General features: G+C 41.1%; 28 protein-coding genes and 1 tRNA gene. 20 read left to right on the forward strand and 9 right to left on the reverse strand.

What is annotated here, in order from left to right:
• Positions 1 to 21 precede the first annotated feature (21 nt).
• Positions 22 to 495: a YbaK/EbsC family protein gene (locus ACFSX4_RS01620; protein WP_377770886.1), complete on the forward strand. Its 474-nt coding sequence runs from the start codon at positions 22 to 24 to the stop codon at positions 493 to 495.
• Between the two features lie 92 nt (positions 496 to 587).
• Here ACFSX4_RS01620 and ACFSX4_RS01625 read toward each other — a convergent pair whose 3' ends face one another.
• Both ACFSX4_RS01625 and ACFSX4_RS01630 read right to left on the reverse strand, forming a co-directional pair.
• Positions 588 to 806 (reverse strand): helix-turn-helix domain-containing protein, encoded by a 219-nt coding sequence (locus ACFSX4_RS01625; RefSeq protein WP_377770888.1) that lies wholly within the window; start codon positions 804 to 806, stop codon positions 588 to 590.
• A gap of 14 nt (positions 807 to 820) precedes the next feature.
• Positions 821 to 1,462, reverse strand: coding sequence for a DUF2975 domain-containing protein (locus ACFSX4_RS01630; RefSeq protein WP_377770890.1), 642 nt, complete (start codon positions 1,460 to 1,462; stop codon positions 821 to 823).
• A gap of 223 nt (positions 1,463 to 1,685) precedes the next feature.
• Between ACFSX4_RS01630 and ACFSX4_RS01635 the strand changes: the two genes are divergently transcribed.
• The 4 genes from ACFSX4_RS01635 (at position 1,686) to pheT (ending at position 7,235) form a co-directional block, all read left to right on the forward strand.
• Positions 1,686 to 2,759 carry a M42 family metallopeptidase gene (locus ACFSX4_RS01635; protein ID WP_377770892.1) on the forward strand — a complete coding sequence of 358 codons (1,074 nt, stop codon included), beginning with the start codon at positions 1,686 to 1,688 and terminating at the stop codon, positions 2,757 to 2,759.
• Positions 2,753 to 3,493, forward strand: a complete 741-nt coding sequence (locus ACFSX4_RS01640; RefSeq protein ID WP_377770894.1) for a TrmH family RNA methyltransferase — start codon at positions 2,753 to 2,755, stop codon at positions 3,491 to 3,493. Before ACFSX4_RS01635 ends, ACFSX4_RS01640 begins: the two co-directional genes overlap by 7 nt.
• Before the next feature lie 297 nt (positions 3,494 to 3,790).
• Positions 3,791 to 4,831, forward strand: a complete 1,041-nt coding sequence (pheS, locus tag ACFSX4_RS01645) for a phenylalanine--tRNA ligase subunit alpha (protein WP_377773413.1) — start codon at positions 3,791 to 3,793, stop codon at positions 4,829 to 4,831.
• Position 4,832: 1 nt separating this feature from the next.
• Positions 4,833 to 7,235, forward strand: a complete 2,403-nt coding sequence (gene pheT / locus ACFSX4_RS01650; protein WP_377770896.1) for a phenylalanine--tRNA ligase subunit beta — start codon at positions 4,833 to 4,835, stop codon at positions 7,233 to 7,235.
• Between the two features lie 77 nt (positions 7,236 to 7,312).
• Here pheT and rnhC read toward each other — a convergent pair whose 3' ends face one another.
• A complete protein-coding gene (gene rnhC, locus ACFSX4_RS01655; protein WP_377770898.1) occupies positions 7,313 to 7,984 on the reverse strand; it encodes a ribonuclease HIII in 672 nt (223 codons plus the stop codon).
• 120 nt (positions 7,985 to 8,104) lie between these two features.
• On the opposite strand from rnhC, the gene zapA reads away from it, so the two are divergent.
• From zapA to ACFSX4_RS01720, 13 genes are all read left to right on the forward strand, one after another.
• On the forward strand, positions 8,105 to 8,362 hold the full coding sequence (gene zapA, locus ACFSX4_RS01660) for a cell division protein ZapA (protein ID WP_377770900.1): 258 nt from the start codon (positions 8,105 to 8,107) through the stop codon (positions 8,360 to 8,362).
• Between the two features lie 2 nt (positions 8,363 to 8,364).
• Positions 8,365 to 8,898, forward strand: a complete 534-nt coding sequence (locus ACFSX4_RS01665) for a CvpA family protein (protein WP_377770902.1) — start codon at positions 8,365 to 8,367, stop codon at positions 8,896 to 8,898.
• A gap of 28 nt (positions 8,899 to 8,926) precedes the next feature.
• On the forward strand, positions 8,927 to 10,621 hold the full coding sequence (polX, locus tag ACFSX4_RS01670) for a DNA polymerase/3'-5' exonuclease PolX (RefSeq protein ID WP_377770904.1): 1,695 nt from the start codon (positions 8,927 to 8,929) through the stop codon (positions 10,619 to 10,621).
• An 11-nt stretch (positions 10,622 to 10,632) separates the two neighbouring features.
• Positions 10,633 to 12,963 (forward strand): endonuclease MutS2, encoded by a 2,331-nt coding sequence (locus ACFSX4_RS01675; protein WP_377770906.1) that lies wholly within the window; start codon positions 10,633 to 10,635, stop codon positions 12,961 to 12,963.
• 178 nt (positions 12,964 to 13,141) lie between these two features.
• Positions 13,142 to 13,456, forward strand: coding sequence for a thioredoxin (trxA, locus tag ACFSX4_RS01680; RefSeq protein ID WP_377770908.1), 315 nt, complete (start codon positions 13,142 to 13,144; stop codon positions 13,454 to 13,456).
• Positions 13,457 to 13,506: 50 nt separating this feature from the next.
• The gene (uvrC, locus tag ACFSX4_RS01685; protein WP_377770910.1) at positions 13,507 to 15,288 is read left to right on the forward strand and encodes an excinuclease ABC subunit UvrC; all 1,782 of its coding nucleotides are present in this window, start codon (positions 13,507 to 13,509) and stop codon (positions 15,286 to 15,288) included.
• 256 nt (positions 15,289 to 15,544) lie between these two features.
• Positions 15,545 to 16,156, forward strand: a complete 612-nt coding sequence (locus ACFSX4_RS01690) for a succinate dehydrogenase cytochrome b558 subunit (protein WP_377770913.1) — start codon at positions 15,545 to 15,547, stop codon at positions 16,154 to 16,156.
• 17 nt (positions 16,157 to 16,173) lie between these two features.
• The gene (gene sdhA, locus ACFSX4_RS01695; protein WP_377770915.1) at positions 16,174 to 17,943 is read left to right on the forward strand and encodes a succinate dehydrogenase flavoprotein subunit; all 1,770 of its coding nucleotides are present in this window, start codon (positions 16,174 to 16,176) and stop codon (positions 17,941 to 17,943) included.
• The gene (sdhB, locus tag ACFSX4_RS01700; RefSeq protein ID WP_377770917.1) at positions 17,943 to 18,707 is read left to right on the forward strand and encodes a succinate dehydrogenase iron-sulfur subunit; all 765 of its coding nucleotides are present in this window, start codon (positions 17,943 to 17,945) and stop codon (positions 18,705 to 18,707) included. The genes sdhA and sdhB overlap by 1 nt, the downstream gene beginning before the upstream one ends.
• A 96-nt stretch (positions 18,708 to 18,803) precedes the next feature.
• Positions 18,804 to 19,247, forward strand: coding sequence for a MarR family winged helix-turn-helix transcriptional regulator (locus tag ACFSX4_RS01705; RefSeq protein ID WP_377770919.1), 444 nt, complete (start codon positions 18,804 to 18,806; stop codon positions 19,245 to 19,247).
• On the forward strand, positions 19,240 to 20,037 hold the full coding sequence (gene racE, locus ACFSX4_RS01710; RefSeq protein WP_377770921.1) for a glutamate racemase: 798 nt from the start codon (positions 19,240 to 19,242) through the stop codon (positions 20,035 to 20,037). The genes ACFSX4_RS01705 and racE overlap by 8 nt, the downstream gene beginning before the upstream one ends.
• Before the next feature lie 11 nt (positions 20,038 to 20,048).
• Positions 20,049 to 20,642 carry an RdgB/HAM1 family non-canonical purine NTP pyrophosphatase gene (gene rdgB, locus ACFSX4_RS01715; RefSeq protein WP_377770923.1) on the forward strand — a complete coding sequence of 198 codons (594 nt, stop codon included), beginning with the start codon at positions 20,049 to 20,051 and terminating at the stop codon, positions 20,640 to 20,642.
• Between the two features lie 11 nt (positions 20,643 to 20,653).
• Positions 20,654 to 21,142, forward strand: a complete 489-nt coding sequence (locus ACFSX4_RS01720) for a YfcE family phosphodiesterase (protein ID WP_377770925.1) — start codon at positions 20,654 to 20,656, stop codon at positions 21,140 to 21,142.
• Here ACFSX4_RS01720 and ACFSX4_RS01725 read toward each other — a convergent pair.
• On the reverse strand, positions 21,137 to 21,370 hold the full coding sequence (locus ACFSX4_RS01725) for a hypothetical protein (protein WP_377770927.1): 234 nt from the start codon (positions 21,368 to 21,370) through the stop codon (positions 21,137 to 21,139). The two genes, ACFSX4_RS01720 and ACFSX4_RS01725, sit on opposite strands and share 6 nt — an antisense overlap.
• Positions 21,371 to 21,429: 59 nt before the next feature.
• Here ACFSX4_RS01725 and ACFSX4_RS01730 point away from each other — a divergent pair, with 59 nt between their 5' ends.
• Both ACFSX4_RS01730 and ACFSX4_RS01735 read left to right on the forward strand, forming a co-directional pair.
• Positions 21,430 to 21,972, forward strand: coding sequence for a GNAT family N-acetyltransferase (locus ACFSX4_RS01730; protein WP_377770929.1), 543 nt, complete (start codon positions 21,430 to 21,432; stop codon positions 21,970 to 21,972).
• Positions 21,973 to 22,035: 63 nt separating this feature from the next.
• Positions 22,036 to 22,569, forward strand: coding sequence for a GNAT family N-acetyltransferase (locus ACFSX4_RS01735; RefSeq protein WP_377770931.1), 534 nt, complete (start codon positions 22,036 to 22,038; stop codon positions 22,567 to 22,569).
• A gap of 72 nt (positions 22,570 to 22,641) precedes the next feature.
• Here ACFSX4_RS01735 and ACFSX4_RS01740 read toward each other — a convergent pair whose 3' ends face one another.
• From ACFSX4_RS01740 to ACFSX4_RS01760, 5 genes are all read right to left on the reverse strand, one after another.
• Positions 22,642 to 23,049, reverse strand: coding sequence for a GNAT family N-acetyltransferase (locus ACFSX4_RS01740; protein WP_377770933.1), 408 nt, complete (start codon positions 23,047 to 23,049; stop codon positions 22,642 to 22,644).
• Between the two features lie 310 nt (positions 23,050 to 23,359).
• Positions 23,360 to 23,433, reverse strand: a tRNA-Arg gene (locus tag ACFSX4_RS01745).
• Positions 23,434 to 23,572: 139 nt separating this feature from the next.
• Positions 23,573 to 24,115: an AAA family ATPase gene (locus tag ACFSX4_RS01750; protein ID WP_377770935.1), complete on the reverse strand. Its 543-nt coding sequence runs from the start codon at positions 24,113 to 24,115 to the stop codon at positions 23,573 to 23,575.
• Positions 24,116 to 24,135: 20 nt separating this feature from the next.
• Positions 24,136 to 25,131, reverse strand: a complete 996-nt coding sequence (locus ACFSX4_RS01755; protein ID WP_377770937.1) for an LLM class flavin-dependent oxidoreductase — start codon at positions 25,129 to 25,131, stop codon at positions 24,136 to 24,138.
• Positions 25,121 to 25,813 (reverse strand): MerR family transcriptional regulator, encoded by a 693-nt coding sequence (locus tag ACFSX4_RS01760; protein WP_377770939.1) that lies wholly within the window; start codon positions 25,811 to 25,813, stop codon positions 25,121 to 25,123. Before ACFSX4_RS01760 ends, ACFSX4_RS01755 begins: the two co-directional genes overlap by 11 nt.
• Positions 25,814 to 25,821 lie beyond the last annotated feature (8 nt).

The following is a 25,821-nucleotide window of genomic DNA, read 5'->3' on the forward strand; positions in this document are numbered from 1 at the left end:
AAGTTAAAGGCAGGGAACTTTATGATACTGGATTTAGAGAAAACATTTAGTGAAACGGATATTTATTTTGAATTATATGAGCATAAAGCAATCTATACGAATGAAGATGCGGTAGTGATGAAAGAAGAACAGGGCTTTTCCGGTACAGAGACCAAAAGTCTTTATCTAAAAGGAAAAGATAATGTGAACTATATCTTTTTAACATACACGACCAAACGGACTGATTTTAAAAAGCTGAAAAGTGTGGTCGGTAAGAAGCTGTCTGTTGTATCACCGGAAGATATGGAGGCACAGACCGGACAAAAACCCGGTGCCGTGTCACCGTTCGGCTACAGTAAAGATGTCCCGTTGATTATAGATGAAGAATTACTTTCTGAAGAAAAACTCGTATTTGCACCGGGGAGACCGGACCGTACAATGGTTGTGCTGGTTAAAGATATTTATAAAATTATAGATGTGCTTGACATCAAGCATTATATCTATGCAGAGAATTAAGAACGCAGCACCTTCACCTAGTTATTAAATATAATCAGAAAAGTACCGTTAAGCAGCTCTGCCTAACGGTACTTTTCTATCTGATCAATGTTCTATTCTTCGTTTTCATCTTCTTCAACATACTCCAGTATATCCCCGGGTTGGCAGTCGAGTGCTTTACATATAGCATCCAGTGTAGAGAAACGGACGGCCTTCACCTTACCGGTTTTTAAATTGGATAAGTTCACATTTGAAATTCCGATCTCCTCCGCGAGTTTGCCGAGGGGCATTTTTCTGTCTGCGAGCATCCGGTCAAGTCTGATAATAATCATTGATAATCCCCTCCTTAAACTGTCTGGTCGTATTCATCCTGCAGGAAAGCGCCGTATTTAAACACTTTGGCGATAATCCAGATAAATACACCGCTGAATAGAGTGACAAGGCTGAAACTGTAGTCATAGCCGCCGCCTTGTATAAAGGAATAGATTTCTTCTACCGCATTCGTCACTACCAGACTTTCGTAGATGAAGTGCTGGAATGCGAGTCCAACCAATCCTTGAATGAAAGCAAGTGTAACAAAAGCATACGCTACGTACTCAATCATTTTACTGTTTTGTTCAGTAAAAATATCTGCACTTTTCATATTTTTTAACCAACGGTTCACAAAGTAGGTAATGGCAGTGAAATTTAATGCCACTAATAATGTTGATCCCGCTAAAAGAAATAATGATGAGCGCGTGATGGATACAGTTTCAATTAACTCATCAGTAATTTGAACGCTGAGGCCGGTACCTTGATAGGTAGTTTCAATCGGCGCTGTCTGCAGCCAGTTACTGATTTGATCGAGCGGCAGGAATGGTATTGCGATACTTCCTCCGACTACACAAAGTGTCATAAATGCGAATATGCCGAGAAAGATGTAGGAAATAACGTAAAGCACAGAAATAAAGGTCTTAAAACGTTTGTGTACAACAATGTTATCTGTCATGGTATACAGCTCCTTAATGTTTTTTCTTGAATTAACTATAACACGTTATTTTAAATAAAACAATAACTTTTTAATGTTTATCATTAAATAATTAATCTTTTATATAGTTTTGGCTTTTGTGATATAAATATTTTTGAGTGTATTATATGGAGGGATTCATTACGGATTCGGAAATACTTTGTGGTAGAATAGTATTGAAAATGATTCAACAAAGGAGATTATTATGGATAAGCAGCTTGAATTGATGAAAACATTAACAGATACACACGGCATTTCAGGTTTTGAATACAATGTAAAAAAAGTGATGAAAGAATACTTAACACCTGTCAGTGATGAAATTGTGCAGGATAATCTCGGCAGTGTATATGGGAAACGTAAGGCAAAGACGGGAGACAAGACGATTTTAATCGGCGGTCACCTGGATGAAATCGGCTTTATGATTACAGATATTGATGACAACGGCTTTTTAAAGTTTACGACAGTCGGCGGCTGGTGGAGTCAGGTTATGCTGTCACAGCGCATGAATGTCATTACAGATAACGGCATCTTAACCGGTGTTATCGGTTCAAAACCGCCGCATATTTTAAAGCCGGATGAAAGAAATAAGGCAGTGGATATTAAAGATATGTTTATCGATATCGGTGTTTCTTCAAAAGAGGAAGCGGAAGAAGCGGGTGTAAAACTCGGAGATCAGGTCACACCGCATTCTGAATTTACAGAGATGGCGAATAAAAACTATCTGCTGGCAAAAGCATGGGACAACCGTATGGGCTGCGGTGTCGCAGTGGAAGTGCTTCAAAACCTTAAAGGTGAAGATGTGAATATTAATGTTGTCAGCGGCGCAACTGTACAGGAAGAAGTCGGTCTCCGCGGAGCGAAGACATCTGCATATACAGTGCATCCGGATCTTGCGATTTCTGTTGATGTCGGTATTGCCTGGGATACACCGGGAATGTCCGCGAATGACGGTAAAGGAAAACTCGGAGACGGCCCGCTTCTCGTGTTAATGGATGCTTCAAACATCGGTCATGTCGGCTTCCGTCGTCATATCCAAAAGGTCGCAGACGAAAAAGGAATTCCGGTACAGCTTCAGACAATCACAGGCGGCGGTACGGATTCCGGCGGCTTCCACGGTGCACATCAGGGGGTTCCTTCAGTGAATATCGGCGTGCCGCTCAGATACATGCATTCCAATGTTTCTATTCTGCATAAGGACGACTACAACAATGCAGTGAAACTGATTACTGAAGTCGTAAAATCTCTCGATAATCACAAGGTGGACGAAATCATTTGGTAAATAAAGAAATCATCTCTTCAAAAGACAACAGGAAAGTAAAAGAACTGCGGAAGCTGCACCAGCGGAAATACCGTAAGAAGACGGGACAGTTTTTAATTGAAGGCGAACATTTAATCGAGGAAGCGGTGCGGTTTAAGCAGGAGATTCACCTCATTGTATTAACTGAATCGGCAGTACCGTCGTTCGATGTTGAAACGTTCGAATGCATGTATGTCTCAGACAGTGTGATGAAAGTGTTGTCGAGTCTTGAAACACCGCCCGGAATGCTTGCAGTGGTGAGTTACATTCCTGCGAATGATAACGGGAACCGTGTGCTTGCGCTTGACGGCATACAGGATCCCGGCAACCTCGGCACTCTCATCCGGACTGCGGATGCGTTTGGTTTCAGCCGATTGATTTTGTCGGAAGACACAACAGATCCGTTCAGTGATAAAGTGCTCCGGAGTGCACAGGGCAGTACATTTCATTTGAATATCCAGTCCGGCAGTATCGTTGATGCGGTCAATGCATTTGACGGTCTGACCATCGGCACCAGTCTCGAAGGCTCGGTCTTTTTGGAAGAAAGTACACCGGAGTCACATGTGATGGTTGTGTTAGGCAACGAGGGGCAGGGTGTATCCAGTGCAGTTTTAAATGCGGTGGATCAAAAAGTGAAGATACAAATGACCGGTTTCAGTGAAAGTTTGAACGTTGCGGTCGCAGGAAGTATTATCATGCATCATTTCAAAGCTTGATTTTTATAAAACTTCCATTATAATATTTGTATAGTATAAATATATGCTTCAAATGAAGCCGGACATAAATGATTCCCAAAGTCATTTCAGGGAGCACGGTACACCGACTGTAATATCGTGCATTGACAGGGATCAGGTTCACCTGGTTGATGAAGTAGGGTAAATCCCTTATCTTTTTAAGTGTCTGCATTATGCAGGAAAACAGGTGGTACCGCGGAGAACTCCGTCCTTATTTTATAAGGGCGGCGTTTTTTTATTTGTTGATAAAAAAGGAGTGGCAGAATGGATACAAGTCAAATGACCGAGATTAAAACTGCATTTGATACTGAAATCACTTCAGTGGATAATGAGAAATCACTACAGGATTTAAAAGTGTCTTATTTAGGTAAAAAGGGCAGAGTGACCGGTCTCATGAAAGAAATGAGAAACCTGTCTAAAGAAGAACGTCCGGAGTACGGACAGAAAGTCAATGAGCTCCGGACGCACATTGACGGCGTGATTAATGAAAAAAGCCGGGTGCTGGAAGATGCGGCACTCAATGAAAAACTGAAAACAGAAAAAATCGATGTGACACTTCCGGGCCGTACATTCAATATCGGCAGTGCACACCCGCTCGGTCGCATTGTTGAGGACATTGAAGACTTCTTCGTTGGTCTCGGATACGAAATTAAAGAAGGTTATGAAGTCGAAACAGACTATTATAACTTTGAAGCATTAAATCTGCCGAAATCCCACCCGGCACGTGACATGCAGGACAGTTTCTATATTTCAGAAGAAATGCTCCTCCGTACACATACTTCGCCTGTACAGGCGAGAGTACTCGGTGAACAGGACGGCAAAGGACCTGTGAAAATTATCTGTCCGGGTAAAGTGTACCGACGTGACAGTGATGATGCGACACACAGTCATCAGTTTACGCAGATTGAAGGGCTTGTGGTCGATAAAAACATCCGCATGAGTGATTTAAAAGGAACACTTGAGTTATTCGCGAAGGAAATTTTCGGGGATGAGCGGGAAATCCGTCTCCGTCCGAGTTATTTCCCGTTCACTGAGCCGAGTGTTGAAGTGGATATTTCCTGCTTTAAATGTAAAGGTGCCGGCTGTAATGTATGTAAGCAGTCCGGATGGATTGAAATATTAGGTTCCGGTATGGTGCATCCGAATGTGCTGGAAATGGCCGGTTTTGATCCGGAAGAATACTCCGGGTTCGCATTCGGTATGGGTCCTGACAGAATCGCAATGCTGAAATACGGTATTGAAGATATCCGTCATTTCTATACGAATAATTTAAGTTTTATCAATCAGTTCAAGTCAACTGAAGACAGAGGTGACATTTAATATGAAAGTATCAAAAGAATGGCTGCAGGAATATATTGATGTCAATCAGCCGATTGACGTCCTGTCTGAAAAAATTACGCGCGGCGGTATCGAAGTGGATGATGTCATCGATTATACAGACGGCATTAAAAAACTGACTGTCGGCTATGTGAAATCTGTTAAACAGCATCCGAATGCAGATAAATTGAATTTATGTGAAGTGGATACAGGCGAGGCAGTTAAACAGATTGTCTGCGGTGCACCGAATGTGCAGGCGGATACGTATGTTGCTGTATGTGAAGTCGGCGGACGTCTGCCGGGCGGTGTCAAAATTAAACGGGCGAAACTGCGCGGTGAAGTTTCAGAGGGCATGATCTGCTCGCTTGAAGAACTGGGCGTTCATTCCGATTATGTACCTAAAGAGTACCAGGACGGTATTTTCATCTTCCAGGAGCCTCAGGAAATCGGTGCGCCGGCACTGCCGCTTGTGTACCTGGATGACCAGGTGATGGAATTTGATTTGACGCCGAACAGAAAAGACGCACTGTCCATGATTGGTGCAGCATATGAAACACGTGCACTTTTCGGCGGGGAAGTGACACGTCCGGAGCAGGATTTCACTGAGTCCGATGACACTGTTGATGTATCCATCAAGAATGAAGACACTGATGCGGCACCGTACTATGCACTCCGCACAGTGAAAAATGTGACTATTGCACCATCACCGACATGGATGCAGATCCGCCTGATTAAAGCGGGTATCCGTCCGATTAACAATGTTGTAGATATTTCAAACTATGTACTGCTTGAATACGGTCAGCCGCTTCATATGTTTGATTACGACGAAATCGGTTCTAAAGAAATTGTGACACGTTTTGCGAAAGACGGCGAAACAATGATTACACTTGATGAGAAAGAGCGCCGTCTTCTGCCGACAGATATTGTTGTAACGAACGGCAGAGAACCCGTTGCACTCGCAGGTGTGATGGGCGGCAACTTCTCTGAAGTGACTGAAAAAACGACCAATGTGTTAATCGAGTCAGCAGTGTTTAATCCGGTATCTGTCCGTAAAACAAGCAACCGCTTGAATCTGCGCAGTGAAGCAAGCAACCGTTTTGAAAAAGGTGTTTCACATGAGTTTGTAATGCCGGCACTGGAACGTGCGGCGTATTTACTTGAACAGTATGCAGGCGGTACTGTCACAAAAGGACACAATGCGGACGGTGCGCTTGATACGTCAGACAGCTTAATCGAAACATCCACATCACTCATCAACAGCCGACTCGGTATGGATTTATCCACTGCGGATATTGAAGAGACACTGTTGAAGCTTGGTCTTAAAACGAAAGTCGACGGTGATGCATTAAACATTCTGGTGCCGTCAAGACGGGATGACCTGACGATTCCTGAGGATATTAATGAAGAAGTCGCGCGGATATACGGTTATGACGCACTGCCGTCATCACTGCCGGAACTGACTGAAATCACTCCGGGCAAACTGACAGATGTCCAGAAGAAGACACGTATTGTCAGAAGACAGCTTGAAGCACTCGGTTTGTCCCAGGCAATCAACTATGCTTTGACAACAAAAGAAAAGGCACTGCAGTTCACAGAGCGTAAAGATGCACTGCCGCTGTTGATGCCGATGAGTGAAGATCATGCGGTGTTAAGAAACAGTCTTGTTCCGCACCTCGTGGACAATGCAGTTTATAATACTGCACGTCAGAGAAAAGACATTGCACTGTTTGAAACAGGGCGTATCTTTATTTCAAAAGGAACTGAAACACAGCCGGAGGAAATCGAAATGCTCGGCGGAGTCTTAACAGGTGAGTTGAACCGTACAGACTGGCTGCAGGAAAAAGTGCCGGCGGACTTTTATGCGGCAAAAGGTGTTCTTGACAGTGTATTTGAAAAGCTCGGTCTGACTGATCGTGTCCGTTATGAATCATTTGAAGACTACCCGGAACTGCACCCGGGCCGTACAGCAAAAATACTGCTTGACGGTGAATTTATCGGTTTTGCAGGAGAACTTCATCCGAGATACGCAAAAGAGAATGACCTCGGCGGCACTGCAGTGTTCGAAGTCAATCTGGATGCGCTCCTTCAGGTGCAGCAGGGCAGTATTGAATATGAACAGCTTTCAAGATATCCGTCAGTCACAAGAGATATCGCACTTGTTGCAGACAGCAGTGTTTCTGCCGGAACACTCGTTCAAATTGTGAAAGATGCGGCACCAAAGTATTTGACGGATGTATTCCCGTTTGATGTCTATGAAGGGGAGCACATTGAAGCAGGCAGAAAATCAGTGGCACTCAGACTGACATATTTAAATAAAGAAGCAACACTGACTGATGAAGCTGTTGAAGCTGTTCATCAGCCTGTACTTGAGGCATTGAAAGATAAAGGCTTTGCTTTAAGAGGATAATTTTAAACCCGGTTCAATGCTCTAGGGAATTGAACCGGGTTTTCATTTTTATAGTGTATGAAAAAGCCATCAGTAATTTATTTAAGCATATCCAGTACTTTCTGACGGGTTTTAAAATGTTTTTTAGTCAATTGATCCACGTACTGTATGCCGTGTTTTTTGGCGAGTGATGCAGCAAAGGTATCGACTTTCTTACTTGCACCTCTCGGGACCTCCTGACGGAGTGTTGTGTTCAAGTTTTCCATCTGTTCAAGATACTTGGCACGTGCAATAATACTCGCTGCTGCGACTGCCAGGGATTTTGATTCTGCTTTTGTTTCCTGATGGAGTTTATCATTCAAAAATGCACTTGGCACATATTTTTTATATGCGTTTAATGTGGTGAACTGGTCGATTAACACCGCTTCAACATTTTCTTTTGCGGCATCATCCAGTTTTTCATAAACATTTTTAATACAGTGGTCGTGAAGGACGGCTTTCAGTTTGACGATATTCCAGCCTTCATCCATTTTTTTATTGTAAGAGGGGTTATCCAGTACAACGAGGGAATAAGGGATAGTATGGATTAAGTCCCCGGCAATTTTTTTGACGGTGCTGTTGGCCAGGTTTTTGGAGTCTTTCACACCGAGTTCTTTTAACAGTTCAATTTTGTCGCTTTCGACATAAGCAGCACATACAGTCATGGGGCCGAAATAATCCCCGACACCTGCTTCATCACTGCCGATAGTATTGTAGGAATCGTAGTTCATCAGTCTCTGTCCTTTACGTTTTTTAGTTACTATACTTGTGAAATCACTTGGCAATAAGTATAATGAGTTAATGATAACATAAGAATGCTCGGATGTTTGAATAAGGGAGTGACGCTCAATATGACGGAATATAAAAACCGTATTGTTGTGAAGATTAATGACCAGAAATATACCATTATCGGTCAGGATGATCCGGCACACATCAGATATGTGGCACACCTGGTTGATGAGAAGATTAAGGAAATCGGGGAATTAAGCCCGGGCCTTGATACAACCAGAAAATCAGTCCTCACAGCTGTCAACGTTATGGATGAATATGTGAAATTAACACAAGAACATGATGACCTCTTAGAGGAAATCGAGAAGCAGGGTAAATAGTTATGGGAATATTATTATTAGTATTATTAATTATTGGTTTAGTAGCCGGATACAGAAGAGGGCTTGTACTTCAGTCGCTTCACTTAATCGGAACAATTTCAGCAGTCATTATTGCTGCATTAAATTATGAAACACTGTCTGCAAGGCTTGATTTGATCATGCCTTATCCTTCAACGGCTGAAAGTTTAGCGAATCCAATCTTCCCGGATATCGCAAGTGCAGAGTATGCATATTACGATATGTCGGCATTTTTCATGATTTTCATAGTGAGTAAAATTGTGATTCAGCTGATTGTCAGTGCATTTGATTATTTTCAGCAGGTCAGTGTGTTTGGTATTGTCGGAGATATTTTAGGTCTCGTTTTAGGAATTATTGAAATGATTTATGTATTGATTGTTGTTTTATATATGCTTGCGTTAATTCCGGCGGACATTACACAGAATTTCGTTATTGATTCATCGATTGCGGACTTTATAATGGATCACACATTTATCTTATCTGATAAATTTATAGAATGGTTACAGATTGAGTCATAGTGATATGACTCTTTTTTTGGAGGAAAATATGACTAAAAAAGATTTAATACAATTACTAGAAACAATCGGAACATATATGGAGCTGTCACTTCAAAACCCGTTTAAAATATCCGCCTACAGGAAGGCGGCACAGGCACTGGAAGCAGACAGCCGGACACTTGATGAGATTGATTCTTTTACAGAAATAAAGGGCATCGGGAAAGGTGTTAATGATGTGATTGTCGAGTATGTCAACACCGGTGAATCGGAGGTGCTGAAATCCTTGAAGGAGACAGTACCTGCCGGTTTAATCAGAATGCTTAAAATTCCGACACTCGGACCGAAAAAAATTGCGAAGATTTATAAAGAACTCGATATTACAACTATCGAAGGTTTAAAAGAAGCGTGTCTGAATAATGAAGTCAGTGCACTCGCTGGTTTCGGCAAAAAGACAGAAGAAAACATCATCGGTGCGATAGATGATATACTGTCCCGTCCGGAGCGTTATCCGATTGAGGCGGTTCTGTCTTTTCGGAATTTGATCGAACGTTATTTAGACGAATCAAAAACCGTGGAGAAATATAACGTTGCCGGCAGTGCAAGACGGATGAAGGAGACGAGCCGGGATATTGATTATATACTGACTGTCAGTGATGTCGGACAGTTTACGTCGGATTTTACGGATCAGGCATTTATAAAAGATGTTGTTGCCCGCGGTGAAAAGAAACTGTCTGTCATTGTGGTACATGATTTAGATGAGATTAATGTTGACTTCCGCTTTGTAAAACCGTCGGAATATGCATCAACACTGCATCACTTTACAGGTTCCAAAGAACATAATGTAAAGATGCGCCAGATTGCCAAGTCCCGCGGTGAAAAAATCAGTGAGTACGGTGTGGAACAGGACGGAAAAATGCTTACATTTGATACGGAGAGAGATTTCTACCGTCATTTTGAGCTGGACTTTATTCCGCCGGCAATGCGTGAAACCGGTGAGGAGACATCAGTCGATGTCAGTGAAATAGTCACGCTTGATGATATTAAAGGTGATATTCACATGCACACAGTGTACAGCGACGGTGCATTTTCCATCCGAGATATGGTGGAGGCGTGTATAAAAAAGAATTATGAATATATTGTAATTACGGATCACTCAAAAGGTCTGCCGGTCGCAAACGGTCTTGATGAAGCGAGGCTTCAAAAACAGATTGAAGAGATCAGAAAACTTGATGCCGAGTATCAGGAGATTGATATTTACGCCGGTACAGAAATGGATATATTAAAAGACGGGACGCTTGATTTCAGTGATGAGACGCTTCAGTCTCTCGATTATGTCATTGCTGCGATTCACTCAAGTTTTTCACAGACTGAGGCGGAGATTATGCACCGTCTGAAGACGGCATGTGAGAATCCGTATGTCAGACATATCGCACATCCGACCGGCAGGTTAATCGGTGGACGTGACGGTTATAATGTAAATATGGAAGCATTGATTGAAATGGCGAAATCGACAAATACAGTGCTTGAAGTCAATGCAAATCCGAGAAGGCTTGATTTAAGTGCTGAAGTCATCCGTCATAAAGATTTGATGCTGACAGTTAATACGGATGCCCATCATATTGATCATCTGGAGTTTATGAAGTATGGTACAGCGGTGCTTCAAAAAGGATTAATCAGGAAGGATCAAGTCATCAATACGATGGACAGAGACGCGTTTAAAGCGTTTGTTAATTCTAAAAAATAGAGGGATTTATCATGAATGAAAGAACTTTTAGAACGTTAGAGTTCGATAAAATTTTAGAGCAGATCAGAACATATGCGACGAGCGGAAAAACAGCCGCCGGAATTTCGCCGGAAATCATTTCAACGGACTTGAATGATATTTCGACAATGATTGATGAGGTCGATGATGCATTAACAATGCTTAGATACCGTCATGTTGAGCTCGCCGGCATTACAGATATAAAGGAACACGTAAAACGTGCTGAAATTGGCAGCATGCTCGGTGTTGCGGATTTAAATGCAGTGAAGGGGCTTCTTTACCGGAAGTACACATTAAGCGGTATTTTTGAAGAATTCCAGGCGGATGAGGCGGAACTGCCGCACATCCGGTCTTATATAGAAATGCTGCCGGATATTCACTACATTTATAAAAAAATACAGTCCTGCATCGATGAAACAGGTGTACTGGACCATGCATCTGAAAATCTGCTCCGCATCCGACGGAGAATGAGTACAGAGGAACAGAGAATCCGTGAACGGTTGAATCAGCTGATCCGCGGAAGCAATCAGAAAAAACTCAGCGACAGCATCATCACGATGCGTAACAACCGTTATGTGGTGCCTGTAAAAGTGGAATACCGCAGTGACTTTAACGGTATTGTCCATGACATGTCTTCAAGCGGCCAGACAGTTTATATTGAACCGATGGCAGTGGTGCAGATGACAAATAATATTCAAAGCATGCGGGATGAAGAAGCAGCGGAAGTGGAAAAAATTCTCTATGATTTAAGTGCACGTGTCGCAGAAGTCGGAGATGCGCTGAATTTAACGGATGATTATCTGCACCATTTGGATATGGTCTTTACGAAGGCAAAATACGGCAGGTCCATACGGGGCACAAAACCTAAAGTCACCGAAACAGGCGGAATTTACCTTCCGGGTGCCTTTCATCCGCTGATTGACCCGGAAGTGGTCGTGAAAAATGATATTATTATGGATGAAGAAACGAAAGCTGTCATTATTACCGGTCCGAATACCGGCGGTAAAACAGTGACCTTGAAAACAGTCGGTCTCTGTCAGCTGCTGGCACAATCCGGTGTGCCGGTCCCTGCAAGAGACGGCAGTGTCTTAAGAATCTTTAATAAAGTCTTCAGTGATATCGGGGATGAACAGTCCATCGAACAGTCATTGTCGACATTTTCAAGTCACTTGACGAATACGAGAGATATTATTAATGAAGCGGATGCCGACAGTCTGATTCTTCTGGATGAAGTCGGCGCAGGTACGGACCCCGAGGAAGGTGCGGCGCTCGCAATCAGTATTATTGAACATCTGCTGATGTTAAAATCGACACTGATTGCTACAACACATTATCCGGCATTGAAATCATTCAGTTATACGAGAGAAGATGTCATGAATGCAAGTGTTGAATTTGACGTGAACAGTCTGTCGCCGACATACCGCCTGCTGATGGGAATACCAGGGAAGTCAAATGCATTTGAAATTTCCAATAAACTCGGTTTAAACGCGAGTATTATCAGACGGGCAAGAAGTCTCGCCGGACGGGATTCAAATGAAGTGAATGATATGATTTCAGCACTTGAAAAACATACGGCAAAAGCCCGGGACAATGAATATGAAACGACAGAAATATTAAGAGATGCATCAAAACTACAGCAGGAACTCAGCAGATATTATAATGATTTTGAAGATTATAAAGAGAAATTAAACAAGGCGGCAAGAGAATCTGCGAATAGAATTGTCAAAAATGCGGAGATTCAATCAGATGAGATTATTAAGTCGCTTGAAGAAATGAAAGCGAGAGGCGCTGAAGGCATCCAGCAGCATGAAATTATTGAACAGCGTAAAGCCCTTCAGGATAATTATCATCATGAATCACTGAAGCAGGCAGTTGAACAGAAGAACAAAGATATCGTCAAAGAAGGCGATGAAGTTGATGTATTATCCTACGGACAGAAGGGTGAAGTGCTGTCTGTCGAAGATGATGAAGCGGTGGTTCAGATGGGTATTATTAAGATGAAAGTACCAATGGATGAACTGAAAAAACGGAAGAAAGAGAAAATCTCTGCGCCTGTCTCCCGGCGTATCGGAAAACAGGTGGTCAAGCGTTCACTTGACTTACGCGGCGAGCGTTACGAAGAAGCACTTAACAGGCTGGATCAATATCTTGACCAGGTGCTGTTGTCCAGTTATAGTGAAGTCGAAATCATTCATGGAAAAGGCACCGGAGCACTTCAAAAAGGCGTCCAGCAATTCTTGAAAAAACACAAAAAAGTTAAATCGTTCAGAGGCGGTCTTCCGAGCGAAGGCGGTTTCGGGGTAACGATTGTTGAAATGAAGTAGGTGTAATATATGGACAATTTTGATATGTATAAACTGGCGAAAGTATTATTCTGGGTGGCCGGTGTGATGTTTGCAGGAGGCATTATTTATTTATTTTTCCTGGTGTAAGCAATTCCATTGAGTCGGATGATTCATTCAGTTATAATTGGTTTATAAATGAAAGTATGGAGGAATACTAATGGCATTATATGATGTAAACGATCAAAACTTTAAAGATGAAATTTCCAGCGGTGTTACGCTTGTAGACTTTTGGGCGACATGGTGCGGCCCTTGTAAAATGATTGCGCCTGTACTTGAAGAAGTTGCCGGTGAAGTAGACGGTAAAGCAGATATCGCAAAACTCGATGTAGATGCGAACGGCGCAACAGCGAGTGAATATGGTGTAATGAGTATCCCAACTCTTATCTTGTTCAAAGACGGCGAACCTGTTGATAAAGTGGTTGGTTTCCAGCCGAAAGAACAACTTGTTCAATTAATTGAAAAGCACGTATAATAAAAGCCGCCGGAAGGCGGTTTTTTTATATCAAAATTCGAGGGATGACTATGTCAGAATTAAAATTAAAACTTTCTGTACTGCCGACTGAACCCGGCTGTTATTTAATGAAAAATGAATACAGTGAAATCATCTATGTCGGCAAGGCAAAGAATTTAAGAAACCGGGTGAAATCTTATTTTACCGGAGCACATGATGAGAAAACGATGCGTCTTGTTAAGGAGATTACAGACTTTGATTTTATTGTCACATCTACGGAAGTAGAGTCTCTCCTGCTCGAGCTGAACCTGATTAAAAAGCATCAGCCGCGGTATAACATACTGTTAAAAGATGATAAGAGCTATCCCTTTATTAAAATTACAAAAGAGAAGCATCCGAAACTTGTGGTCACACGTGTGGTAAAACCATCCACCGGAATCTATTTCGGACCTTACCCGAATGCATACAGTGCACATGAAACAAAAAAACTGCTGGACCGTATATATCCGCTTAGAAAATGTAATACAATGCCTGACAAATTGTGTCTGTACTATCATATCGGACAGTGTCTCGGGCCGTGTGTATATGATGTTGAGCAGTCGCAGTATGATGACATGAAAAATGGTATTACACGCTTTCTAAATGGTGAAACCGATCAGATTATGAATGACCTCAAGACAAAAATGCAGGATGCCGCTGAAAAACTGGAGTTTGAAAAAGCAAAAGAATACCGTGATTTAATGGGGCATATTGAAAATACGATGATGAAGCAGAAAATGATGACTGCCGATATGTCGGCACGTGATGTCATCGGCTACAGTGTATCAAAAGGATGGATGGCGGTTTCAGTGCTGTTTATCCGAAACGGCAACCTGATAGAGAAAAAGGCAGAACTTTTGCCTGTAAACGATGATATAGAAGAAGAATTTTTCAGATTCGTCGTGCAGTTTTATGATCTTAATTCTAATATTCTGCCGAAAGAAGTGCATATTCCGAAAGAATTTGATTTGGATATCATTCAGGAGGCGCTCGAATCAAAAGTGATTCAGCCGATGCGCGGACAGAAAAAAGAGATGGTTGATCTTGCGAAGAAAAATGCAGAAATCGCTGTATCCAATAAGTTCGACATGATTGAACGTGATGAAGCGCGGACGATAAAAGCAATTGAGGCGCTCGGGGATGCATTGAATATTGAGACACCTGTCAGAATTGAGGCATTCGATAACTCGAATATTCAAGGTGTGGACCCGGTCAGTGTCATGGTTTCATTTATTGACGGAAAGCCAAGCAAAAAAGACTACCGTAAATATAAAATCAGGACAGTTAAAACCGTGGATGATTATGCGTCAATGGCTGAAGTCGTGAGACGCCGGTATACGCGGGTGTTAAAAGAAGGGCTGCCGCTCCCTGATTTAATCATTGCAGACGGCGGACTCGGTCATATGAATACTGTAAAAGATGTGCTGATTAATGAACTGTCCCTCGATATTCCGGTCGCAGGGCTTGCCAAAAATGATAAGCACAAAACAGCCGAGCTGTTGTTTGGTGATGAGGGGGCTGTTGTTCCGCTCAAAAAGAACTCTCAGAGCTTTTATCTGCTTCAGAGGATTCAGGATGAGGTACACAGATTCGCAATCAGTTTCCACAGAAATACGAGAAGAAAAACATCAGTGACATCTGCACTTGATAATATTGAAGGTATTGGACCGAAAAGAAAACAGACGCTTTTGAAGACATTCGGATCGATTAAGCGGATGAGTGAGAAAACTGTGGAGGAATTTACAGAAGCGGGTATTCCTAAAAATACGGCTGAAAAAATAGTCGAGGCATTAAAAGACAGGAACAAAAAATAATTTGAAGCCAAAGAGAAACTCTCACGAAAGTTAGTGTAATATTATTTTAAATTAGTATATTGAAATGAAATGTGCAGGTATTTTGCCTGCATATTTTTTGGTGGAAATTCCAGTTGAAAAACGTTTTCAATTGAATTTTAAAATAATTCTAAATAACGGCAAAGAACCCTTTATGTTGCCTTGATTTCTCTAATTTATACGAGTAGAATAGAGTATGTAAATTTGTACTAATATGCAGAGTTAGGGGGGAATTCGAGTGTCGAAACAAGATTCAAGTTTTTTAGTACGTAGATTACATTCTTTGCTCGGTGTGATACCTTTAGGTGTCTTTTTGATCCAGCATTTAATGATTAACTACACAGCAACAAGAGGTCCGGAGGCATTTAACTTCGCGGCCGGCATCATGCATAATCTTCCGTTTGTTATCTTCCTGGAAGTCTTCATCATTTATCTTCCGATTCTTTTCCACGGTATTTATGGTATATACATAGCTTTCACAGCTAAGTATAATGCAGGTTCATATGGAACATACAGAAACTGGATGTTTGTGCTGCAGAGAATTACCGGTGTGATTGCGTTTGTTTTTATCGTGATTCACGTTTATCAGACAAGATTCCAGGTATTTCTTGGTGCTGAAGTGAATTATGATATGGTCAATCAAATTGTAACCAATCCAGCGTGGCTGGTATTCTATATCATCAGTTTACTATCTATTGTATTCCATTTTGCAAACGGTTTATGGTCATTCATGATTACTTGGGGAATTACACAGTCAGACCGCTCACAAAAGATTATGGGTGCTGTCGCTGCGGTTATTTTTGTTGTAGTCAGTGCGATTGGTTTACAAGCAATTTTTGCGTTCATATAAAAAGAGGAGTGTAAAACATGGCGAATAATAAAGTTATCGTCGTCGGTGGAGGACTGGCTGGTTTAATGGCGACTATTAAAGCAGCAGAAGCGGGTGCAGAAGTAGATTTATTCTCTATTGTACCAGTGAAACGTTCTCACTCTGTTTGTGCCCAGGGCGGTATAAACGGTGCAGTGAACACCAAAGGTGAGGGGGACTCTCCTTTAATTCATTTTGACGACTCAGTCTATGGCGGCGACTTCCTGGCAAATCAGCCGCCGGTTAAAGCAATGTGTGAAGAAGCACCGAAAATTATACATCTGCTTGATAGAATGGGTGTAATGTTCAACAGAACATCTGAAGGACTGCTTGACTTCAGACGTTTCGGTGGTACATTACATCACAGAACAGCCTATGCAGGTGCAACAACAGGACAGCAGTTACTTTATGCACTGGATGAGCAGGTGCGTAAACATGAAGTAGACGGTCTTGTGAATAAATTTGAAGGCTGGGAGTTTCTCGGTATTGTTCTGGATGATGAAGGACGTGCACGCGGAGTAACAGCACAGGATATTAATACGGCTGAAATCAGCACATTTAAATCCGATGCTGTCATCATGGCGACAGGCGGCCCTGGAATTATCTTCGGTAAATCGACTAACTCAATGATTAATACAGGGTCAGCGGCATCAGTGGTCTATCAGCAGGGTGCGGTCTATGCGAACGGTGAATTTATACAGATTCACCCGACAGCAATCCCGGGTGATGACAAACTGCGTTTAATGAGTGAATCAGCTCGTGGTGAAGGCGGACGTGTTTGGACATATAAAGATGGTAAACCATGGTATTTCCTTGAAGAGAAATATCCGGATTACGGTAACCTTGTACCGCGTGATATTGCAACACGTGAAATCTTTGATGTCTGTGTCAATCAGAAGCTCGGTATTAACGGTGAGAACATGGTATATCTTGACCTTTCTCATAAAGATCCTCATGAGCTCGATGTTAAACTCGGCGGAATCATTGAGATTTACGAGAAATTTACGGGAGACGACCCTCGTAAAGTACCGATGAAAATATTCCCTGCGGTTCACTATTCAATGGGCGGACTGTATGTGGATTATGATCAGATGACAAATATTCCGGGTCTGTTTGCAGCAGGTGAATGTGATTATTCACAGCACGGCGGCAACCGTCTTGGTGCGAATTCACTGTTATCAGCAATTTTCGGAGGCGGTGTAGCAGGACCTAAGGCAATTGAATATGTTAAAGGTCTCGATACTTCATACGATGAACTTGATGACTCTGTATATGATAAGTACAAAGAAGAAGAAGAAGAGAAATTCAATAATATCCTGAATATGGACGGCGGAGAAAATGCTTACGTTATCCATAAAGAACTGGGAGAAATTATGACTGATAACGTTACTGTTGTACGTCATAATGACAGACTTCTGGAAACGGATAAGAAAATTGTAGAGTTGATGGAACGCTATCAGAATATTAATATCAACGATACGAAAAAGTGGAGTAACCAGGCGGCATTCTTCACACGTCAATTGTGGAATATGCTTGTACTTGCACGGGTGATTACAATCGGTGCATACAACCGTAACGAATCCCGCGGTGCCCACTATAAGCCGGAATTCCCGGAACGTAATGATGAAGAGTGGCTGAAAACGACAAAAGCATACTTCCAGGGCAAAACAGATGCACCGAAGTTTGAGTATGAAGATGTAGATGTCAGCTTAATTACGCCGCGTAAACGTGATTACTCTAAGAAATCTGAAGGGGGGAGCAAAAAATAATGGCAGATAAAACGATTAAATTATCTATAAAGCGTCAGGAAAATCCTGAAACATCACCTTATTGGGAAGATTTTGAGATTCCTTACAGAGATAATATGAATATTATCAGTGCATTAATGGAAATACAGCGTAACCCTGTAAACAGTAAAGGTCAGAAAACGACACCTGTCACATGGGATATGAACTGTCTGGAAGAAGTCTGCGGTGCATGTTCAATGGTGATAAACGGTAATGCAAGACAGGCGTGTACAGCCTTGATTGACCGCTTCCAACAGCCGATCAAGTTAGAGCCGATGTCAACATTCCCAATCGTTAAAGACTTACAGGTAGACCGTTCATTTATGTTCGACAATTTGAAACGTGTGAAAGCATGGGTTCCAATTGACGGTACGTATGATTTAGGACCGGGTCCAAGAATGCCTGAGAAAAAACGTCAGACAGCATACGAAATGTCTAAGTGTATGACATGCGGTGTATGTCTTGAAGTGTGCCCGAACGTTAACAACAAATCAAACTTTATGGGTGCGGCCCCGATCAGCCAGGTTCGTTTATTCAACCTGCATCCGACAGGCAGCATGACTAAGAATGAAAGACTGGATGCGTTAATGGGTGTCGGCGGTATTTCTGAGTGTGGTATGGCACAAAACTGTGTGAAAGCATGCCCTAAAAATATCCCGCTTACAACATCTATCGCTGCAATGCAGAGAGAGACAACATTCCATATGTTTAAGTCATTCTTCGGCAGTGACCACCAAGTGGATTAATACAAATATTGAAAGGAAGAGACGACCTGTCTCTTCCTATTTTTTTACTCTGATATAAGTTATAATTGAATAAATAAACAATTAAGGACTGAAAATATGACAGATAAAGAACAAATCATCTCAATTGAGAAATCACTTCGATATATATCTGCGCATGTCAGAGCCCACGGCCGTGAGATATTAAAAGAATATGAGTTATCTCCATTACAATTTGTAGCACTGCAGTGGGTCGGTGACAAAGATGATATTACAATCGGTACATTATCGTCCCGTTTGTATCTGGCGCACTCTACTACAACGGATATTGTGGACAAACTTGAAGACAACGGCTTTGTGAAGCGTTATAAGTCGGACCGTGACAAGCGGCTTGTATTGATTAAAATGGAGGATAAGGGAAAAGAAATTATCTCCGCAGTTATTGCGAAACGTGTCTCTTATATTTCCCAGATTACCAGTCATCTCTCAAATGAGGACAAGGAGATACTGCCTTCTGTTTTAGAATCAATCCTTCATGAAAGTGAAAAGTATTTCCATGAATAAACCCATCGGAGTCATGGATTCAGGTGTCGGCGGACTGACTGTGGTTAAAGAAATCATCCGTCAGATGCCCGATGAAGAAATTCTGTATTTTGGAGATATTAAGAGATGTCCTTATGGTGAAAAGAGCCTTGAAGAAGTTAGGAAATACACAATAGAAGTTGCAGATTATCTAGTTGCGAACGGTGTAAAAATGGTGGTGGTGGCATGTAACACGGCTACTGCAGCGGCACTTGATATATTGGAAGAAAGATATGATGTGCCTGTGGTCGGAGTCATTGAGCCCGGTGCAAGAAGTGCAATCCAGAGCAGCACCAACCGGAAAGTGATTGTCCTTGCAACAAGAGGTACTGTGAATTCCGGTGCATATAAAAATGCTATTATAAATCTGAATAAAAATTTCCAGGTCGAGAGTCTCGCGTGCCCGAAATTTGTTCCGTTAGTGGAAGAGATGAGGTATAAAGACCGTGTCATTTCGCGTATTGTTGTTCACCAGACCTTAAAGGAATTATACAGATCTGAAGCAGACACTGTCATTCTCGGCTGCACCCATTATCCGTTGCTCGCAATGGAGATACAGGATTACTTTGGGGACAGCAAGAAAGTGATTGATTCAGGCTATGAAACAGCACGTGACGTCAGTGCGATTCTGACATATCAGAAGGCGCGTAGTGAATCAAGGGATGATGTCTGTCATACGATACTGGTCCATGGAGATACAGAACGTTTCGAGTACATTCTAAAAGACTGGCTCCCGTTTACATTATATGAAATAAAAGAAATCGAACTATAGGTGGTACAAACATGAAAAGAATAGTAATCGCAAGTGGAAATAAAGGTAAGATTGTTGATTTTCAGGCAGTATTTAAGGAATATGAAATTATTCCGATTAAAACTTTAATCCCTGATTTTGATCCTGAAGAAACTGAGGATACTTTTCACGGAAATGCAACACTGAAATCTGAATATGCAGCAGCAAGATTGAATCTCCCTGTCATCAGTGATGATTCCGGTCTGTCGGTGAAAGCCCTTGATGGTGCACCGGGTGTTTATTCCGCAAGATATTCGGGAATAGGTGCGACAGATAAAAAAAACAATGAAAAACTCCTGAAGGCGCTTGAAGGCATTGAAGACAGAAGTGCTTATTTCACATCTGTTATAGCACTTTCCATACCCGGTGAAGAGACAAGAACGTATGAAGGAAGACTCTATGGTGAAATTCTAGAGTCACCTGAAGGTGACGGCGGTTTTGGCTATGATCCGCTCTTTAAAACCGATGAGGGTGTGTCTCTTGGAACAATTTCACCGGATGAGAAAGCACAAATCAGCCACAGACGTCGTGCGCTTGATGAACTCAGAAAAGATGAGGAATTGTTTAAAATATTAACTAATTCATAAGGGTGAGTCAGATGAAGGTATTAATAGTAAGCGATAACCACAGTGAAAAAGGAATTATATATGATGTTTATTCCAACAATCCGGGGGATTTAAATATCCATCTCGGAGACAGTGAGTTTAATTACGATGACAGTGAATTAAGTCATTTTTACAGAGTGAAAGGGAATTGCGATGCGGATCAGAGATTTCCTGTAGAAGAGTTTGATCATGCATCAAATATATTTTTAACACACGGTCATTTATATGATATTAAATTGAATCGTTATCAGCTTGCGAAACGTGCTGCTGAATACGGTGCGAAGTATGCAGTTTACGGGCATTCCCATATTGCGGAAGTAGAGAAAATTGATGATGTATACTGCATTAACCCAGGCAGTATTTCATTGCCGAAGGGTACATGGCCGGCAAGCTACTGTGTGCTTGATACCGATGAAGACAGCGTCACATTTTTCAGCCGTGACCATGAAGAGATAGAAACATATCTTCTTGAAGATTTATAGGAGCGATGTCAGCATTATAAAAAGGGTAAACACAATGACACTCACAGTGAAGATGTTCGGTTTTAGCAGTCTCTGCATTAAAACAGTCACTGTGATAAAAAGAAGTACTGCACCGATAATGATAATAATCAGCGGATGCATGTCAAAACTTGAGTAGCGCTGCGTCAGATAAAGCATTGCAAAAATAATGAAATATGTTGAAATAAAGCGTTCTATTTTACGTTTCATAACGACCAGCCTCTATAGTAATATATTTTTATTTTAACAGAAGACTTGGAGAATTGTAGATGAGAATACCGGTAAATAGAGAAATTGAACTTAGAACAGTTGCGGTCGCTGAATTTGAAAGTGTATTTTCAGCAGTGGATCAAAACCGTGCGCATTTAAGAGAGTGGCTCCCATGGGTTGATGCATCCAAGAGTGCCCGTGGATACCTTGACGTGATTAAATACTGGCAGCATGATATTGACAGCGGTGCCGGTCTTCCAATGGGTGTTTATTTTAAAGGTGAATTCATTGGGATGTGCGGTTTTAATACGATTGATCACCAGTCAAAACGTGCACAAATCGGTTATTGGATATCGAAGGAATTTGAAGGCAGAGGCGTCGTCCGTAAAGCAGTTGAATCCCTCATCGACTATGGATTCAGCCAGTTGGAACTGAATCGCATTGAAATTATATGCGGTGTTGAAAATAAAAGAAGCAGGAAGCTTCCTGAATCACTTGATTTCACTGAAGAAGGCGTCATGAAAGAATATGAATTCCTGTATGACCATTTTCATGACTGTGTATTATACAGAATGTTGAAAAGTGAGTACGACAATAAATAGTTAAAAATGGGGTCTGCCGGTTGATACGGCAGGCCTGTTTTAGTAAGAGGAGAGGGATTATATTTGAGGAAATTACCGAAAGTCTGGTTAAGGGATGTATCTTACTGTGATGTTGAAGAGCGGTATCAGTGGTTTTTGGATAAGGAAGTGATTAAATATTTAAATGTGCCTCAAAATTATCCTCCATTTACTAAAGAACAGACAAGAGAATGGATTACCCAATGTATTAATCGAACAAATGGTTATGAACAAAAAGCGATTATTACTGAAGAAAATCAAAATATTGGCTGGATTGATTTAAAAAATATTGATTCAGATGATGGAGAGGCTGAATTGGGAATAGTGATTGGAGACAGAGGATACTGGGGAAGGGGATATGCCTCGTCGGCAATGAAAGAGATGCTTCATTACGGTTTTAATAATCTTAATTTAGAAAAAATATGGTTAAGAGTAGATGCAGATAATCAACGGGCCATTAAATCTTATACAAAGTTTGGATACAGGGAAGTGGCTCTTTTAAAAAACGATAGAATCCGACATGGAAAGCATATTGACCGGTTCAAAATGGAATATCTTAAAAGTGATTTTCAGTATTAAAAATATGAAAATTTGCAGGGAGTTTATTGAATGGATATGGTCTCTGCAAACCTTCATATTAATAAAATGGTATTATTTGAATTCTATATACATTGCTGGATGATGATCCTTCTCATATTGAAAACCGTATTTCTCATAAAGGTAGTTGGCAGGAGTTTCTGCGATTAGATTAACATATGTACCCTTAAAAGAATGATTATTGATATACTCCATGATATTATCCATTATTGTCTTTCCAAGACCATTTCCCTGAAAGCGCGGACTAACCGCGACATCAATGATATGAAAGACAGTTGCACCATCTCCAACAACTCTCCCCATGCCGATAAGGGAATTGTCCTGATAAATAGTAATTGTAAAGAGCGCATTTTTCAGACCGATTTCTATCGCTTCCTTGTCTTTAACAATTAAATCGCACTCTTTAACTAAATTGTAATAATCGTCAACAGTTGGATTGTCATAAGATAATGTGTAGTTCATAAGGAACCTCCGGTAAATAAAGTTTTGGACTGTGGAACATTCTATATGATGAATTATATCATTCTTTGAAGAAATGATTAAAATGACATTTAACCTGAGGGGAGGATTACTGGTTAATAAGATGAGTATTTGGCAGTGAAGAGGAGTTGTCTCATTTAATTCATTTTTTCCAAAATAATAATTTAAATTAAAAAAGACTTTCTATAAAATACTTTGGCATTTAGAGTCAAAAGATTTCACATGTCACAAGCATCACAAAAATAAAACCCCAAACCCGTTATCAGGTTTGAGGTTACGTATTTCAATATAACGTCCTGGGAGGGATTCGAACCCCCGACCGACGGCTTAGAAGGCCGTTGCTCTATCCAGCTGAGCTACCAAGACACATTCGCAATCGAACAAATATAATTATAATCAATGTAGGGTGGTAAAGTCAATTCTATTTCAGAAAAACATTGTGTTTTATTACACTGGTGAAAGGAATTTACATGATAAGGATACTATATAAGTCTAAATTGAAAATTTATCGTTCGATTATATAGTTTTTAATCACTATTTCTCCTTCACCAGAGGGTATTTGAAAATTTTCATAATATTTTTTAAGTGTTTTATCACTAACATGCACGGCGTTGGCATGTAATTGATTATTTCGGATATTCAAACGCTTTTCCAAAATTTTATAGGGAACAGATAAATATACCATGTGTCGTTTTCCACCCGATTTTTGAATTATATCTTTGTAAAGGGTCCTCTTCTCCTTACTCCAAAAACTAAAATCAATCACTAAATTTTTATTTTCCGAAAGCAAGGGTTGAATGCGTGATTTCAATTTTTCTTCAGCATGGTTCTGGTACTTCTCTAATAGGTGAGCAGGAAAATCCACACCGACCCGGCCGTGCGATAAATAAATCTCTTCATCAATTGATAATCTTACAAACCCGTGTTTCTCCAGTTCTTTTGAGAATGTTGTTTTACCTGATCCGGATACACCACACATCATCACAGCAACAGGAGGATTTTTAGTGATTCGTTTTATGAAGCCGTCAAAATCGAATGTGTTCAACAAACAATCAGTCCTTCCAATCATTAATGAAGTATTTTTTCAGCCAGTAAACGGTATGATTTTTTCTTTGCTTCAAAATCATAAATATTTGTAATGATCATAAATTCATCTGTCTGATAGAGTGCTTCTAATTTTTTGAGCTCCGACTGCACTTTTTCGGGTGTCCCGATAATACATCTTCTGCGGTTCTTTTTGATGGTATCCAGTTCCGCGTCACTAAAAGCAGTTTCCTTGATTTCTTTTTCAGGGAGTACTTTTGTACCGAGTCCTCTGCCGACATTTAAGAGCCACTTATCCTGTGACAACGCAAGTGCTTCTGCTTCTTCTTCTGTTTCAGCACAAACCACAAAAATACAGACAATGGATTCAGGATGACTGAATGATTGGGAGGGAGTGAAGTGTTCCCGGTATGTCTGAAGTGCGTTTTTGCCGTTGTCCGGATTAATGAAGTGACCGAACACAAATCCGAGTCCCGACTCTGCAGCGAGAGCACCGGAACGTTCTGAAAGTCCGAGCAGCCACAGGGGAGGGGGATTATCAATCCTCGGTCCTGCTTTAACCAGCCTGAATTCATGGTCTCTCGGCAGGGTGTTGTATAAAAATCCCTGAAGTTCAGACAGCTGGCGTGGGAATTCACGAAGACTTTTATTTTCCCTGTCTGTTAATGCGGAACGGGTCAGAGAAGGCCCACCGGGGGAACTTCCGATACCGATATCAATACGATCCGGAAAAAAGCCTGACATCGTTTTGGCATTTTCAGCAATCTTATACGGACTGTACTGCGGCAGTAGTATACCTCCTGATCCGACACGGATATGATTTGTCACTGATGCGATTCTCGTCATCATGATTTCAGGAGAGGAGCCTGCAAGTCCACTGCTGTTATGATGTTCTGCCACCCAGTAACGGTTGTATCCGAGTGACTCAGTCCATTGTGCGAGCTCAAGCGTATTTTTAAGTGCCGCTTCAGCACTCTGGCCTTTGGATATTACTGCCTGATCCAGTACGCTAAGTTTCATCGTTTGTTGACTCCTTTTTCCTGACTATTGATAAGAGTAAGTCAGCTAAGTAAATATTAAAGCTTTTATCGTATTTACTGAAATATAACCGGGCTTCTTTACTCTGATATTGTTCAGCAAGATTTAATATGTTCTGTTCATTAATAAAGTAACCCGAATAGGATTGATTTAAGTATTCAAGAAATTCCTTCATCGTATCCAGTGCTTCTGGAAGATTATTTTTAAGAGCGTAGATTTTGTCATAAAAATAAGTGAAATCAATTTCTTTATTATTGGTAAAATCAATGGCGTGCTGCATGTCCACATCTTTTAAATCAAGGTGATTTTCAAGAAGGGTTTTTTCCAAAGATTTTTCCGGATGCAGGCTGTTCAGCATTGCCTCTGTATTTTCTCTTTCAGCTTCAAGCCTTTTTATTTCTGTATTAATCATATGTTTCTGAAGTTCAAGAACTTTTTGTAAATCATAACCCTGTGTATTCAGGATGTCTTTAATCGTACTTAAAGAAACCCCGAGAGATTTTAAAGATGAAATCATAGTCAGATGCATAATATCTTTAGACCGGTATATCCGGTGGCCGTTCTCATTCCGGTCTGTCACCAAAAGACCGATTTCGTCATAATACCTGAGGGTTCTTATCGTTACATTCGTTAGTATGGACACTTCTTTTACGGTATAAATCATTTCACCTT

The sequence above is a fragment of the Corticicoccus populi genome (assembly GCF_042686195.1).
Taxonomy (GTDB): Bacteria; Bacillota; Bacilli; order Staphylococcales; family Salinicoccaceae; genus Corticicoccus; species Corticicoccus populi.

What these genes read in the sequence shown, in the direction of transcription:
- ACFSX4_RS01620 (WP_377770886.1), top strand. Translation starts at nt 22, where the DNA reads ATGATACTGGATTTAGAGAAAACATTTAGTGAAACGGATATTTATTTT.
- ACFSX4_RS01625 (WP_377770888.1), bottom strand. Translation starts at nt 806, where the DNA reads ATGATTATTATCAGACTTGACCGGATGCTCGCAGACAGAAAAATGCCC.
- ACFSX4_RS01630 (WP_377770890.1), bottom strand. Translation starts at nt 1,462, where the DNA reads ATGACAGATAACATTGTTGTACACAAACGTTTTAAGACCTTTATTTCT.
- ACFSX4_RS01635 (WP_377770892.1), top strand. Translation starts at nt 1,686, where the DNA reads ATGGATAAGCAGCTTGAATTGATGAAAACATTAACAGATACACACGGC.
- pheS (WP_377773413.1), top strand. Translation starts at nt 3,791, where the DNA reads ATGACCGAGATTAAAACTGCATTTGATACTGAAATCACTTCAGTGGAT.
- pheT (WP_377770896.1), top strand. Translation starts at nt 4,833, where the DNA reads ATGAAAGTATCAAAAGAATGGCTGCAGGAATATATTGATGTCAATCAG.
- rnhC (WP_377770898.1), bottom strand. Translation starts at nt 7,984, where the DNA reads ATGAACTACGATTCCTACAATACTATCGGCAGTGATGAAGCAGGTGTC.
- zapA (WP_377770900.1), top strand. Translation starts at nt 8,105, where the DNA reads ATGACGGAATATAAAAACCGTATTGTTGTGAAGATTAATGACCAGAAA.
- ACFSX4_RS01665 (WP_377770902.1), top strand. Translation starts at nt 8,365, where the DNA reads ATGGGAATATTATTATTAGTATTATTAATTATTGGTTTAGTAGCCGGA.
- polX (WP_377770904.1), top strand. Translation starts at nt 8,927, where the DNA reads ATGACTAAAAAAGATTTAATACAATTACTAGAAACAATCGGAACATAT.
- ACFSX4_RS01675 (WP_377770906.1), top strand. Translation starts at nt 10,633, where the DNA reads ATGAATGAAAGAACTTTTAGAACGTTAGAGTTCGATAAAATTTTAGAG.
- trxA (WP_377770908.1), top strand. Translation starts at nt 13,142, where the DNA reads ATGGCATTATATGATGTAAACGATCAAAACTTTAAAGATGAAATTTCC.
- uvrC (WP_377770910.1), top strand. Translation starts at nt 13,507, where the DNA reads ATGTCAGAATTAAAATTAAAACTTTCTGTACTGCCGACTGAACCCGGC.
- sdhA (WP_377770915.1), top strand. Translation starts at nt 16,174, where the DNA reads ATGGCGAATAATAAAGTTATCGTCGTCGGTGGAGGACTGGCTGGTTTA.
- sdhB (WP_377770917.1), top strand. Translation starts at nt 17,943, where the DNA reads ATGGCAGATAAAACGATTAAATTATCTATAAAGCGTCAGGAAAATCCT.
- ACFSX4_RS01705 (WP_377770919.1), top strand. Translation starts at nt 18,804, where the DNA reads ATGACAGATAAAGAACAAATCATCTCAATTGAGAAATCACTTCGATAT.
- racE (WP_377770921.1), top strand. Translation starts at nt 19,240, where the DNA reads ATGAATAAACCCATCGGAGTCATGGATTCAGGTGTCGGCGGACTGACT.
- rdgB (WP_377770923.1), top strand. Translation starts at nt 20,049, where the DNA reads ATGAAAAGAATAGTAATCGCAAGTGGAAATAAAGGTAAGATTGTTGAT.
- ACFSX4_RS01720 (WP_377770925.1), top strand. Translation starts at nt 20,654, where the DNA reads ATGAAGGTATTAATAGTAAGCGATAACCACAGTGAAAAAGGAATTATA.
- ACFSX4_RS01725 (WP_377770927.1), bottom strand. Translation starts at nt 21,370, where the DNA reads ATGAAACGTAAAATAGAACGCTTTATTTCAACATATTTCATTATTTTT.
- ACFSX4_RS01730 (WP_377770929.1), top strand. Translation starts at nt 21,430, where the DNA reads ATGAGAATACCGGTAAATAGAGAAATTGAACTTAGAACAGTTGCGGTC.
- ACFSX4_RS01740 (WP_377770933.1), bottom strand. Translation starts at nt 23,049, where the DNA reads ATGAACTACACATTATCTTATGACAATCCAACTGTTGACGATTATTAC.
- ACFSX4_RS01755 (WP_377770937.1), bottom strand. Translation starts at nt 25,131, where the DNA reads ATGAAACTTAGCGTACTGGATCAGGCAGTAATATCCAAAGGCCAGAGT.
- ACFSX4_RS01760 (WP_377770939.1), bottom strand. Translation starts at nt 25,813, where the DNA reads ATGATTTATACCGTAAAAGAAGTGTCCATACTAACGAATGTAACGATA.